Below are 13,184 nucleotides of genomic sequence, written 5' to 3'. Positions count from 1 at the left end.
TATTCCTTAGCTTGGCCGGTGATGCTGTGCCCTGCGCCGATGGCCTTCAATGGACACACACCACCAAGACATCTTCCAATGCCGTTCACTGATGTCCAGTGTACGGCCTATTGCATTAGGGAATTGGGGTGGTAGATGGTTGAATATGTCCAAGCCACGGTGCTGCCCCATTGATCTTGTCAAAATCCCCGCCCTCACAAGACCTCTGCGTGTGCGGTAAGGTCAGGGCATGAATCAACAAGGATGGATGCACGGTCTTCGTCTCGGTGGGCGCCAGTTGTGGCGTGACTTGCGGGCGGGTGAACTGCGGCTTTTGATGCTCTCGGTCACCCTGGCCGTGGCGGCACTGACGGCGGTCGGGTTTTTGGCCGACCGCCTGCAAAACGGCTTGTGGCGCGACGCCCGTCAATTGCTGGGGGGTGATGCGGTGGTGGTCAGTGACCAGGCCACCCCTACGGCGTTTGTGCAGCAGGCTCAAAAACTAGGGCTGGTGACCAACACCAATATCAGCTTTCCCACCATGGCCCGCGCACTGGCCGAGCAAGGCGGGGCCAGCCGTCTGGTGGCCTTGAAGGCGGTGGAATCGGGTTACCCCCTGCGTGGCCGACTTGATCTGTCGCCTGCAGCGACACCGCCTGCGCTTCCAGCTTCGGGTGAAGTGTGGGTGGACCCGGCAGTGCTGGAAGCCCTGAGCCTGCAAACCGGACAGATGATTGGCCTGGGGGAACGCAGCTTTCGCATTGTCGCCACCATCGTGCGTGAGCCCGACCGGGGTGCGGGTTTCATGAGTTTTGCCCCCCGGGTCATGATGAATGCGGCCGATTTGGCCGCGACGGGGCTGGTGCAACCGGCCAGTCGCATCACCTGGCGCATGGCGGTGGCGGGCGATGCAGCATCTTCCGAGAGCTTTGTGCAGTGGGCCCGCTCCGAGCTGGAGTCATCTCGGGTGCACGGCGTGCAGATCGAGTCCCTGGACAGTGGTCGCCCCGAAATGCGCCAGACCCTGGACCGTGCTTCGCAGTTTTTGAATTTGGTGGCCTTGCTTGCGGCGCTCTTGTGCGCGGTGGCGGTGGCCCTGGCGGCCCGCAGCTATGCTGAGCGGCAGCTCGATGCCTGTGCTTTGCTGCGGGTTTTGGGTCAAAGCCAGCGCACACTCACCTTGAGTTACGGGCTGGAGTTCTTGGGCGCGGGGCTGCTGGCCAGCGCCTTGGGCGTGCTGGCGGGCTATGGCGTGCATTTGGTGTTTGTGCAGCTGCTGGCGGGGCTGGTGGATGCCCAGTTGCCCGCGCCTTCGGCGCAGCCTGTGCTCATGGGATTGGCCATGGGCCTGACCTTGCTGGTCGCATTTGGCCTGCCGCCCGTTTTGCAATTGGCGCAGGTGCCACCCCTGCGGGTCATTCGGCGCGATTTGGGTCAGTTGCAAGTGCGCTCGGGCCTGGTGCTGGTCATGGGTTTGCTGGGTTTTGCGGCCACGCTGCTCATGGTCAGTCGCAACTTGACGCTGGGCCTGATCACCGTGGGTGGATTTGCCGTGGCCTTGCTGGTGTTTGCGGGCCTGGCCGCCGCGGCGCTTTGGCTGCTGCGCCGTGCGGTGCCTGGCGAGCAAGCACCGCGCTGGTTGCGCCTGGCCACGCGCCAAGTGGCGGCCCGGCCGGTGTTTGCGGTGGTGCAGGTCAGTGCCTTGTCGGTGGGTTTGCTGGCGTTGGCTTTGCTGGTTTTACTGCGCACCGATCTGGTGGGCAGCTGGCGCCAGGCCACACCGGCCAACGCCCCCGACCGTTTCGTCATCAATGTCCAGCCCGAGCAGGCGCAGGACTTTTTGGCCCATTTGCAAAATGCCGGGGTGCAGTCGCCCGATTGGTTTCCGATGATCCGGGGGCGTCTGGTGGCCATCAACGGTCGAGACGTGGGGCCGGGTGATTTTGTGGAGGATCGCGCCAAACGCCTGATTGACCGGGAAATCAATCTCTCGCACACGGCCGATTTACCGGGCCACAACGCATTGACAAGCGGGCGCTGGGTGGCGGAGGAAGCCGACGGCGTCAGCGTGGAGTCGGGAATTGCCCAGACCCTGGGCCTGAAGCTGGGGGATCAATTGCGTTTTGACATCGCCGGGCAAGTGCGCGAAGCCCGCATCACTTCGCTGCGCAAGGTCGACTGGTCTTCGATGCGGGCCAATTTTTTCATGCTCTTTCCGGTGGCCAATATGCCCGATTTGCCCATGACCTATATGGCGGCTTTTCGCACCCCTGAAGGCGCACCAGGTTTTGAAAACGCCTTGGTGAGTCGCTTCCCCAACATCACCAGTGTGGACCTGCGCAGCACCCTGGGCCAGATTCAGCGGGTGATGGATCAGGTCATCCGCGCTGTGGAGTTCCTGTTTGCCTTCACCCTGGCTGCGGGCCTGATGGTCTTGCTGGCCGCTGTGGGCGCGAGCCGACAGGCGCGTGAACGTGAGTACGCCATCATGCGGGCGCTGGGCGCCGGGCGCGCCTTGCTGGCGCAGGTGCAGCGCACCGAACTTTTGGGCATTGGCTGGTTGGCGGGTTTCATGGCCAGCAGCATGGCGCTGGTGGTGGGCTGGGCTTTGGCGCGTTATGTGTTTGAATTTGCCTGGCAGCCGCCATTGTGGGCGCCGCTGCTTGGCGGTGTGCTGGGAGCTGTGCTGGCTTGGGCGGCAGGCAGCCTGAGTTTGTCCGGGGTCTTGCGTCAGCCCGTCATGCACACGTTGCGCCAAGCTGCCGATTGAACCAGTCACGTCACAATACAAGCCTATGCAGATTGAAGAAAAACCACCATTTGACACCCCCTTTGAGTGGATCGGGGGTGAGGCTCAGGTGCGTGCGCTCGTGGAGCGTTTTTATGACCTGATGGACCTGGAGCCCAATTACCAGGCTTTGCGCGACAGCCACGGCAGTTCCTTGCAGGGTGCCCGCGACAAATTGTTCATGTTCTTGTGCGGCTGGCTGGGTGGCCCGGATCTGTATATTGAGCGCTTTGGTCATCCCCGCTTGCGCATGCGCCACATGCCCTTTTCCATTGGCATTGAGGAGAGAGACCAATGGCTCGCTTGCATGGACCAGGCCATGGGCGAAGTGCAAGTCGACCCCGTGCTGCGTGATCGTCTGAAGAAAAGCTTTTTCCAGACTGCCGACTGGATGCGCAATCGCGGCGTCTGAGCGGTGGGTCACATTTTCATGGAACGGGACACCTTGTGAAACTCAACTCGCTGCAAGACCTCAAACAGGTCCAGAAAAAGCTGGCCGATGCCCACGCACAAGCGCAAGCCCAAGCTGCCGCGCAGGCGGCGGCTGCCCGTCAACGAGAGGCCGAGAGCAATTTGTTTGCGCGCGCCGTGGGGGTGGTCCAGCGCATCTCCCATCCCGAACCCGTCAGCATCTCACCGCCTGCACCGGCGCCGGTGGCTTCGCAGCGGCAAAAAGACGAAAAAGCGGTCTTGCGTGATTCGCTCAGTGATGAATTTGATGCCAGTACCTTGCTGGACACCGATGACGCGCTGAGCTTTCGCAGGCCGGGCATTGGTCGCGATGTGACCCACAAACTGCGCAAAGGTGACTGGTCCATTCAGCGAGAAATTGATCTGCACGGCCTGCGCAGCGACGAAGCCCGACTGGCGCTGGCCGATTTCATCCGACTGGCACACCGTCAAGGTCTGCGCTGCCTGCGCGTGGTGCACGGCAAAGGCCTGGGCTCGCCCGGTAAAACGCCGGTGCTCAAATCCAAAGTGCACAGCTGGCTGGTCCAAAAAAATCAGGTCATGGCCTTCGTTCAGGCCAAACCTGCAGAAGGCGGTGCGGGGGCCTTGGTGGTGCTCCTCAAACCCGCTGATTAACGCGCATTCAGGTGCTGGGTCTTGCGCCCATGGGATCAGCCCGGCCGCTGGGCTGGTTCGCATTTCACCTGGATCACCTCGTGAAGCCCGGTATCCGACAGGCGCATGGCGCTCAGGCAACCGCCCCACACGCAGCCCGTGTCCAAGGCCCAAACGTCCGGGCGTTGCAGCCCTCCCAGAGTGGACCAGTGTCCAAAAGCCACGACCCCATCGGCGGTTTGGCGTCCGGGCACATTAAACCAGGGCATGAAACCTTCGGGGGCTGCATGGGCACCTTCTTTGGCGGCGAATTCCATCACCCCATCGGCCGAACAAAAACGCAAGCGGGTGAGCGCATTGACAATCACCCGCAAGCGATCCATTCCCGCCAAATCATCCCGCCAGGCAGCAGGCGCATTGCCATACATCTGATGCAAAAAGTCCGGCAGATCTGGCCCGCGCAGCACACACTCCACCTCGGCGGCCAAGGCCAGGGTTTGCTGGGCAGACCAGCTGGGCAGCACGCCTGCGTGCACCATCAGTACATCGTGCGCCTGGATGGCCATGCGCTGGTGGCGCAGCCAATCGAGCATGGCCGTGCGGTCTGGCGCTTGCAAGATGTCGTCCAGTGTGTCCCCGGGCTTGAGGCGACCCGCACCGGCGGCCACAGCCAGCAAATGCAAGTCATGGTTGCCCAGCACACAGTGCACCGCTGTGCCCAAGTCCATCAAGCGGCGCAGCACGCCCGCCGAGTCGGGTCCACGGTTGACCAAATCGCCCAGCACATACAAGGTGTCGCGACTTGGCGAAAAATCGACTTGTTCCAACAAGCGGCCCAAGGGCGCATTGCAACCCTGAATATCGCCCACCCAATAATTTGACATGTTCACCTCTGGTGCCCGATTGTGCGGGATGATTGCTCGCCCCCCATAGGGTGTTGCCATGCAAGTTGCACGGGCGGGCCAAACATCCTTGGCACAATGGTGCCCATGGATTTTTTATTGATTGTTTTTCTCACCCTGCTCAATGGGGTGTTCGCCATGTCTGAACTGGCGCTGGCTTCCAGCCGCAAGGCCCGTCTTGCGGCCATGGATGAGGCGGGTGATAAAGGCGCCCATGCCGCTATTGAGTTGCTCCAGGAACCCACGCAGTTTTTGTCGACAGTGCAGGTGGGCATCACGTCCATTGGCGTGCTCAACGGCATTGTGGGTGAGGCCGCTTTCAGTGCCAGCCTGGCCGCCAAACTGGGGGGCTGGGGCTTGACGGAGTCGGTGGCGGGCATCACTGCCACGGCGATAGTTGTGACCCTCATCACCTTCACCACCATCATTTTTGGCGAACTGGTGCCTAAGCGCATTGGGCAGCTTTATCCTGAAGCGGTGGCGCGGCTTGTGGCGCGGCCCATGGCCTGGCTGGCCAAAGCGGCCGGGCCGTTTGTCAAGCTCTTGTCGCTGTCCACCCAAGGCATGCTCAAGCTCATGCGCATCGACAGCCAGGGCAGCCGGGCCGTGACCGAAGAAGAAATCACCGCCAGTCTTGAAGAGGGCGTCGATGCCGGGTTGATCGAGGAGCACGAGCACCAGATGGTGCGCAATGTGTTCCATCTGGATGACCGCGCTCTGACGTCAATGATGACGCCGCGCAGTGACATCCAGTGGCTCGAAGCAGGCCTCACGCCTCAGCAGGCCATGGACCGCATCAACCAGATGCGCCAGCAGGGCAACCACTCCTGGTATCCCGTGTGTCGCGAAGGTTTGGGGCATGTGGTGGGGGTCATCAGCTTGTCGCACCTGTTGGCCTTGCCTTTGGCTGACGGTCATGCGATTGAACGCTACGCCCAATCGGCCCACTTTGTGCCCGAAACCTTGTCTGGCATGGAGTTGCTGGAACAAATGCGTGACAAATCCAGCCGCATGCTCTTTGTGGTGGATGAATATGGCGAAGTTCAGGGCTTGCTCACGCCCCTGGATTTGCTGGAAGCCATTACCGGCGAACTCAAACCCGAAACCCAAACCGAAGCCTGGGCCACAGAGCGTTCGGACGGCAGTTGGCTGCTGGACGGCCTGATGCCTGTCAATGAACTCAAAGCGCGCCTGGACATCAAGGAATTGCCAGCCGAAGACAAGAACCGTTACAACACACTGGCTGGTGTGCTCATGTATGTTTTGGGGCAATTGCCTGTGACGGGCCAAAAAATCGAGATCGACGAATGGGTGTTTGAAGTGGTCGATCTGGATGGGCGGCGCATTGACAAGGTGTTGGGACAGCGCCGCAAGCAAGAGGATGAAGGGGCGCAAAGCTAGTTGTTTGAACGGGTGTCACGGCGATGTATTCAAGCGCGCATCTCCAGTGCGCTTGGCAAATACCCCAGGGTGGTTTGAACGCCTTGCGCATGGTGTATCGCATCAAGCGTGGCCAGTGCGGTGGCTTGCGCGGCCATGACGGTCAGCAGCATCAGGTCGGCGGGCTGGTTTTCGGTGCAGGTGGCCAGGGCAAAGAGGGTGTCGCCGTCCAGGGTGGTGTGCGCCGGGCGGATGCTTCTGGCCAGGCCGTCGTGTGCACTGATGGCCAGGCGCTGGGTCTGCGCTTTGGTCAAGGTGGCGTTGGTGCCCACCACACCTATGGTGGTGTTGGTGCCGGGCAGGGGGCGGCTGCCAGAATCGCCACAGAGCAAGGCGCGCTGCGTGTCAAGTAATTGCTGACCATCTGCCGTCCTGGCACCTGCCAGGATCTGGCCGCTGCTGGGGTCGATCACGTCACCGACCGCATTGCAGGCGATCAGGGCGCCCACCACCCACGGCCCCACGCGCACGCTGGCGTGACCCATGCCGCCTTTCATGGCGCGGCCCATGCCAAACAGTTTGCCCACGCTGGCGCCTGCCCCTGCGCCCACATTGCCTGCGGCGGGTGGCCCTGAGCTGGCGGCTTGGCAGGCGGCATAACCGGCGGCGGCGTCGGGGCGAATGTGGGGGATGTCGCCTGGCCTGACCACAGGCAGATCAAAGAGCACCGCCGCAGGCACGATCGGCACCCGACCAAAGGGCGTCTCAAAACCGATGTGGTGTTCGTCCAGCCAGCGCATCACGCCGCTGGCGGCGTCGAGCCCAAAGGCGCTGCCGCCGCTGAGCAAGACGGCGTGCACCCTTTCGACCAGATTGGCAGGGTCCAGCAAATCGGTTTCGCGGGTGCCGGGTGCGGCGCCCCGGACATCCACAGCACCGACGGCGCCATCGGGGGCCAGCACGACGGTGCAGCCGGTCAGGCGCTGGCTGTGGGTAAAGTGGCCGACTTGCAGGCCTGGCACATCCACGATGGCGCCGGGGGCAGTGTTTACAATGTTTTGAGATGTCATGGGCGTGCTCGTTTTGTACCGTTGCTATGCTGCCGTGTGGTCATTCATCTTAGGCGAACGCGTGTCCTTATTTTTCCTCAAACGAATGAGCAGCTTCATGGTGACGCTGTTGGCGGCCTCGGTCATCGTGTTTGCGGTGCTGGAGTTGCTGCCCGGTAATGCCGCTCAGGTGATTCTGGGCGAGACGGCCACGCCCGAGTCTTTGGCGGCGATGGAAGAAAAGCTCGGTTTGAATCTGCCTGCCAGTGCCCGTTACCTGCAGTGGGTGAGCGGCATGCTGGCCGGGGAGTCGGGCATCAGCATTTCTTATGAGACACCGACCGCGCAGTTGATGGCCGAACGGCTGCAGGTCACGCTGCCTTTGGCGATCATGGCCATGAGTCTGACGGTGTTGCTGTCTTTGTCGCTGGGTATTTATGCCGCATCCCGCCAAAACCGCGCAGGCGATGTCGGGGTCATGAGTCTGAGTCAGCTGGGTTTGGCCCTGCCCAATTTCTGGTTGGCCATCTTGCTCATTTTGTTGTTTGCTGTGCATCTGCAGTGGGTCAGCGCTGGCGGCTTTCCGGGCTGGACTGAAGCGTCAGGAGGCGGAATTTGGGAGGCGATCAAGGCTTTGCTGTTGCCCGCCATGGCTTTGGCGGCAGTGCAGACGGCCATTTTGACGCGGGTGACGCGCTCGGCGGTGCTGGAGACGATGCGTGAAGACTTTGTGCGCACGGCGCGGGCCAAGGGCTTGAGCCGCAGGCAGGTGCTCTGGCGCCATGTGCTGCGCAATGCCATGTTGCCAGTGCTCACGGTAATGGGCTTGCAGTTTGGCAACCTGATCACCAGCGCGATTGTGGTGGAAAACGTGTTTGTATTGCCCGGAATCGGACGCCTGATTTTTCAGGCCATTGCCAACCGTGATTTGATCGTGGTGCGTGATGTGGTGATGTTGTTGTCGGTCATGGTCATCGTCATCAATTTCGTGATTGATGTGTTGTATGTCTGGATTGATCCGCGTTTGAAAGCTGTGTCATGAGCGGCATGAATGCGTCATGGCGCCGTGCTTGGCGCCACCCCAGTTTTGTGGCGGGAGGGTCGATGGTGTTGCTGCTGGTGCTCAGCGCATTGCTGTCTGTCTTTTTGTCGCCCTACCCGGTGGGCGACATTGATATTCCGAATAAATTGGCACCGCCCAGTGCGGCACATTGGCTGGGCACCGACAGCCTGGGGCGGGACATTGCCAGCTTGTTGCTGGTGGGCAGTCAGAACTCGCTGTGGGTGGGCTTTATTGCGGTGGGACTGGGCATGGGCGTGGGTGTTCCTGTGGGCTTGCTGGCGGCGGCGCGTCGTGGCTGGGTGGAGGAACTTGTCATGCGGGCCGCCGATTTGACCTTTGCCTTTCCGGCCTTGTTGTCGGCGATCATGTTGTCGGCCATTTATGGACCCGGTTTGGTGGTGAGTGTGGTGGCCATTGGCATTTTCAACATCCCGGTGTTTGCGCGCATCACGCGAGGTGCGGCGAATGCGGTGTGGTCGCGTGATTTTTGCGCGGCTGCCCGCACGGCTGGCAAAGGCAGTTGGCGCATCACGCGAGAGCATGTCTTGCCCAATATCCTGAGCGTGCTGATCGTGCAGGCGACGATCCAGTTTGCGATTGCCATTCTGGCCGAAGCGGCTTTGTCCTATTTGGGTTTGGGTACGCAGCCACCGCAGCCAAGCTGGGGGCGCATGCTCAATGAGGCGCAGTCCCAAATGTTCCAGGCCCCTTGGTTGGCGGTGTACCCCGGGGTGGCGATTGCCCTGGCAGTGTTGGGTTTGAACCTGATGGGCGATGGCTTGCGTGACCTGCTCGACCCACGTTTGGCCAGGCAAAGATGAGCACCATGACCGATTTCATTTCTCAGCCCATGTTGCAAGTGCGTGACTTGCGCGTGAGCTTGCCCACCGCGCGTGGCTGGGCCCAAGCTTTGCGCGGCGTGTCTTTCGACTTGGCGCGTGGTCAGACGTTGGGGCTCATTGGCGAGAGTGGTTGCGGCAAATCGCTGACTGCGCTGGCTTTGATGGGGCTCTTGCCCGAGCAAGCCCGGGTCAGTGGTTCCATCCGTTTTCAAGGTGCCGAGTTGGTGGGCATGGCCGATGCCGCTTATGGGCAATTGCGTGGTGCCCGCATGGGCATGATTTTTCAGGAGCCGATGACGGCGCTCAATCCGCTGCATCCGATCTGGCGGCAGATTGCAGAGCCTTTGCGTTTGCACCAGAACATGGGGCTTGAGCAAGCCAAGGCCAAGGCGCTGGAGTTGCTCGAGCGTGTGCAATTGCCGCGCGCCCGTGAGCGGCTGCAGGCCTATCCGCACCAGTTGTCGGGCGGGCAGCGTCAGCGCGTGATGATTTCAATGGCTTTGGCCTGCAGCCCGGATCTGCTGATTGCCGACGAGCCGACCACGGCGCTGGATGTCACGGTCCAAAAAGAGGTTCTGTCGCTGATTCGTCAATTGGTGCGGGAGGACGGGATGGGCCTGGTGCTCATCAGCCACGACCTGGGGCTCATGCAAGACCAGGTCGACCGCGTGATGGTGATGTATGGCGGCACCGTGGTCGAAGAAGCAGCCACGCAGGAGCTGTTTGCACAAAGGGCGCACCCTTACACACGGGGTTTGTTTGCGGCGCGGCCAAGGCTGGGCTTGTCACGCGGCATGCGTTTGCAGACCATTGCGGGCAGCGTGCCCGAGTTGATGGACATGCCAGCGGGTTGCGCATTTTCTGATCGATGTGATGGGGCCGTCGAGGCATGCCGGACGACGGCGGTGGTAGCGCAAACCATTGCGCCGCGCGTGGTGTCTGATGTGCCGCACCGGGTGAGCTGCCCGCGCTGGAGTTTGTCATGAGTGCTGGGGCGATGTTGGCGCCTGCGCCTTTGCTGGAAGTGCGTCACTTGGGTAAGCGTTTTACCTTGCCCAGGTCGTCCATGTTCGGTGCGGCGGGCAGTTTGCAGGCCTTGTCTGATGTCAGTTTTACCCTGGAGGCCGGGCAAAGCCTGGGCATTGTGGGGGAGTCGGGGTCTGGCAAGTCCACGCTGGCCAAGTTGGTGATGGCGCTGGACAAGCCCAGCGAGGGGCAAGTTTTGCTGGCGGGCGTGGATGTGCATCAACTGGGTCCAGCGGATTTGCGCAGGCTGCGCCCACGCTTTCAAATGGTGTTTCAGGACCCTTACAGCTCCCTGGACCCTCGCCAGAAGGTGCGTCAGATCGTGACCGAGCCCCTGGAGGTGTTGTCGCCTGGCAGTGCCGCCGAAATGCATGAACGCGCTGCGCAGGCTTTGAGCGAGGTGGGTCTGCGAACGTCTGACCTGGACAAATACCCACACGAATTTTCAGGCGGGCAGCGTCAACGCATTGCCATGGCGCGGGCCTTGATCACGCGACCGTCATTGATCGTGGCGGATGAGCCTGTCAGCGCTCTGGATGTGTCCGTTCAGGCTCAGGTGCTCAATTTGATGATGGATTTGCAAGACCGCTATGGCTTGAGTTATCTGTTTGTCAGCCATGATCTGGCTGTGGTCAAACTCATGTGCGACGATGTGCTGGTTTTGCAATCGGGCTGCGTGGTGGAGCAGGGCACGGCCCAGCAGGTTTTCAATCAAGCGCAACACCCCTATACGCAAGCATTGATGGCGGCAGTACCAGGACAGAATTAACCGGTTTTTCAGGAGATCTCATGACATTCAAGGAACAGACTTTTTCGCGTCGCACTATGGGTTGGTGCGCGGTGGCTTTGCTGGTGGGGGCCAGTTGGGTGATGCCCTCCATGGCGCAGGCACAAGCCCGCAAAGACAGCCTGGTTTTGGGCATGATTTTGGAGCCTACCAGTCTGGACCCCACCATGGCCCCGGCGGCCGCCATTGGTGAGGTGGTGCACTACAACATTCTGGAGGGGCTGACCAAGATCAACATGGATGGTTCCATCACCCCTTTGCTCGCAGAGAGCTGGAAGATGGACGCCGACGGCAAGGCCTTCACCTTCAAGTTGCGCAAATGGGTGAAGTTTTCGGATGGTTCTGACTTTGATGCCTCGGCGGTTAAGTTCAGCTTTGAGCGCGCCAAGGGTGAAAAAAGCACCAACAAGGCAAAAGCTGTCTTCAACAACATCAGCTACATCGCCACGCCGGATGCCAACACGGTTGTTCTGGTGCTCAACAACCCCGATGGCAACTTCCTGTTCCGTCTGGGTGAAAACACGGCCGTGATATTGCACCCCAGCAGTGCGGCCAATGCAGCCACCAAACCTGTGGGCACCGGCCCCTACAAACTCGACGCATGGGCCAAGGGCTCCTCGATTTCCATGTCCAAGTGGGATGGCTACCGTGACCCGGGAGCCATCAAGATCAAGAAGGTCACCTTCCGCTTCATCAATGACTCGGCCGCGCAAGTGGCGGCTTTGCTGGCCGGTGACATCGACGGTATGCCCCGTTTTCAGTCGCCTCAAAGCCTCAAGCAATTTCAGAGTGACAAACGCTTTGTAGTCGAAATGGGCAGTTCGGCTGGCAAAGGCATCATGACGATCAACAACCGCAAGAAGCCGTTTGATGATGTGCGTGTGCGCCGTGCGCTGTCGCATGCGGTTGACAAGAAAGCCTTCATTGATGGCGTTTTTGAAGGCATGGCCAAACCGATTGGCAGCCACATGGCGCCCACCGACGCTGGCTATGTTGAGTTGAGCGGTTTGTATGCCTACGATCCTGAAAAAGCCAAGGCCCTGCTCAAGGAAGCCGGCGTACAGACGCCCTTGAATGTCACGCTGACCTTGCCTCCACCTCCCTATGCACGAAAAGGCGGTGAAATCCTGGCGGCCCAATTGGCCAAAGTCGGCATCAACGCCAAGATTGAAAACGTGGAATGGGCGCAATGGTTGGGCGGGGCTTTCAAAGGCAACTTCGACTTGACCGTGATCAACCATGTGGAACCCCTGGACTACATGGCCTATGCCAATCCCCAGTATTACTGGGGCTACGACAGCAAGGCTTTCCGCGAACTGGCGGCCAAGCATTCAGAAGCCACCAACGCCAAAGATCGCACCAAATTGTTTGGTGACATGCAACGCTTGATTGCCAACGATGCGGTGAATGTGTTCTTGTTCAATGCATCCAACACAGCGGTCTACCGCAAAGGCCTGAAAGGCCTGTGGTCCAGCTCCCCCATTTTTGCCAATGACATGGCGGCAGTTTCCTGGCAATAATTGTTCATCGTCTCAAAAGCGGCTCAAAATGCCGCTATAATTCAATGCATAGCGCGGCTGTAGCTCAGCTGGATAGAGTACTTGGCTACGAACCAAGGGGTCGTGGGTTCGATTCCTGCCAGCCGCACCATATTGAAAAGCTCACAACGAAAGTTGTGGGCTTTTTCTCTTTGGGGCCTGCGTATCAGGCTTCCTCTCTCGCACATGGATCTTCACAGCATGAGCAAAGCTTTCACCAAAGAAACGGATGCAGATGACGATGATGACATCGCACTGCCTGCCTTGCCTGCCGGTGCTCGCAATTACATGACGCCTGCGGGCTATGCGCGATTGCGAGCGGAATTGTTTTGCCTGATTGACGATGAACGCCCCAAGGTGGTGGAGATCGTTCATTGGGCGGCCAGCAATGGTGACCGTTCAGAAAATGGTGACTACCTTTACGGTAAAAAGCGTTTGCGCGAGATTGATCGTCGCATACGGTTTTTGACCAAACGCCTTGAAATGGCCGAGGTGGTCGATCCTTCGGTGCACCACGGCAGTGAGCAGGTTTTTTTTGGCGCCACGGTCACTTATCTGGAGTCCTCAGGGGTCGAGCGCACAGTCACCATCATGGGCATTGATGAAGCTGACAGCCTGAAGGGGCAGGTCAGTTGGGTATCGCCCATTGCACGCACGTTGATCAAGTCGCGTGAGGGTGAGGAGCTTCAGCTGGTGACGCCATCTGGCGTGATGGCCATTGAGGTGTTGCAAGTGAGTTATCCCTCGCCAAGCCCGCGTTAAGGG

Annotated in this window: 12 protein-coding genes and 1 tRNA gene; 11 read left to right on the top strand and 2 right to left on the bottom strand. The window is 60.1% G+C overall.

What is annotated here, in order from left to right; translation table 11 throughout:
* Positions 1 to 229: 229 nt before the first annotated feature.
* Genes AMM33_RS02715 through AMM33_RS02705 form a run of 3 tightly spaced genes read left to right on the top strand, consistent with a single transcriptional unit; the run spans position 230 to position 3,853 of the window.
* Positions 230 to 2,749, top strand: coding sequence for an ABC transporter permease (locus AMM33_RS02715; RefSeq protein ID WP_090138502.1), 2,520 nt, complete (start codon positions 230 to 232; stop codon positions 2,747 to 2,749).
* Positions 2,750 to 2,774: 25 nt separating this feature from the next.
* Positions 2,775 to 3,179, top strand: coding sequence for a group II truncated hemoglobin (locus AMM33_RS02710; protein ID WP_090138500.1), 405 nt, complete (start codon positions 2,775 to 2,777; stop codon positions 3,177 to 3,179).
* A gap of 35 nt (positions 3,180 to 3,214) precedes the next feature.
* Positions 3,215 to 3,853 (top strand): Smr/MutS family protein, encoded by a 639-nt coding sequence (locus AMM33_RS02705; protein ID WP_090138498.1) that lies wholly within the window; start codon positions 3,215 to 3,217, stop codon positions 3,851 to 3,853.
* Between the two features lie 35 nt (positions 3,854 to 3,888).
* Here the strand turns inward: AMM33_RS02705 and AMM33_RS02700 are convergent, their stop codons facing one another.
* Positions 3,889 to 4,716: a symmetrical bis(5'-nucleosyl)-tetraphosphatase gene (locus tag AMM33_RS02700; protein ID WP_090138497.1), complete on the bottom strand. Its 828-nt coding sequence runs from the start codon at positions 4,714 to 4,716 to the stop codon at positions 3,889 to 3,891.
* Positions 4,717 to 4,821: 105 nt separating this feature from the next.
* Between AMM33_RS02700 and AMM33_RS02695 the strand changes: the two genes are divergently transcribed.
* Complete coding sequence (locus tag AMM33_RS02695) at positions 4,822 to 6,135, top strand: hemolysin family protein (RefSeq protein ID WP_090138773.1); 1,314 nt, start codon at positions 4,822 to 4,824, stop codon at positions 6,133 to 6,135.
* 29 nt (positions 6,136 to 6,164) lie between these two features.
* Here the strand turns inward: AMM33_RS02695 and AMM33_RS02690 are convergent, their stop codons facing one another.
* A complete protein-coding gene (locus AMM33_RS02690) occupies positions 6,165 to 7,184 on the bottom strand; it encodes a P1 family peptidase (RefSeq protein WP_090138495.1) in 1,020 nt (339 codons plus the stop codon).
* Positions 7,185 to 7,245: 61 nt separating this feature from the next.
* Between AMM33_RS02690 and AMM33_RS02685 the strand changes: the two genes are divergently transcribed.
* The 7 genes from AMM33_RS02685 (at position 7,246) to greB (ending at position 13,181) form a co-directional block, all read left to right on the top strand.
* On the top strand, positions 7,246 to 8,205 hold the full coding sequence (locus AMM33_RS02685; RefSeq protein ID WP_090138772.1) for an ABC transporter permease: 960 nt from the start codon (positions 7,246 to 7,248) through the stop codon (positions 8,203 to 8,205).
* 5 nt (positions 8,206 to 8,210) lie between these two features.
* Positions 8,211 to 9,047 carry an ABC transporter permease gene (locus AMM33_RS02680; protein ID WP_090138770.1) on the top strand — a complete coding sequence of 279 codons (837 nt, stop codon included), beginning with the start codon at positions 8,211 to 8,213 and terminating at the stop codon, positions 9,045 to 9,047.
* Between the two features lie 5 nt (positions 9,048 to 9,052).
* Positions 9,053 to 10,054, top strand: coding sequence for an ABC transporter ATP-binding protein (locus tag AMM33_RS02675; RefSeq protein ID WP_228767908.1), 1,002 nt, complete (start codon positions 9,053 to 9,055; stop codon positions 10,052 to 10,054).
* Entirely contained in the window at positions 10,051 to 10,863 is an 813-nt protein-coding gene (locus AMM33_RS02670) for an ATP-binding cassette domain-containing protein (RefSeq protein WP_228767907.1), read from the top strand. The genes AMM33_RS02675 and AMM33_RS02670 overlap by 4 nt, the downstream gene beginning before the upstream one ends.
* 20 nt (positions 10,864 to 10,883) lie before the next feature.
* The gene (locus tag AMM33_RS02665; protein ID WP_090138492.1) at positions 10,884 to 12,401 is read left to right on the top strand and encodes an ABC transporter substrate-binding protein; all 1,518 of its coding nucleotides are present in this window, start codon (positions 10,884 to 10,886) and stop codon (positions 12,399 to 12,401) included.
* Positions 12,402 to 12,454: 53 nt separating this feature from the next.
* Positions 12,455 to 12,531 (top strand) — tRNA-Arg (locus tag AMM33_RS02660).
* An 89-nt stretch (positions 12,532 to 12,620) separates the two neighbouring features.
* Positions 12,621 to 13,181 carry a transcription elongation factor GreB gene (gene greB / locus AMM33_RS02655; protein ID WP_090138490.1) on the top strand — a complete coding sequence of 187 codons (561 nt, stop codon included), beginning with the start codon at positions 12,621 to 12,623 and terminating at the stop codon, positions 13,179 to 13,181.
* Positions 13,182 to 13,184 lie beyond the last annotated feature (3 nt).

It is taken from the genome of Limnohabitans sp. DM1 (genome assembly GCF_001269385.1).
Taxonomy (GTDB): Bacteria; Pseudomonadota; Gammaproteobacteria; order Burkholderiales; family Burkholderiaceae_C; genus Limnohabitans_A.
The sequence above is the reverse complement of the archived record's forward strand: the minus strand, read 5'-3'. Positions and strand labels throughout refer to the sequence as shown.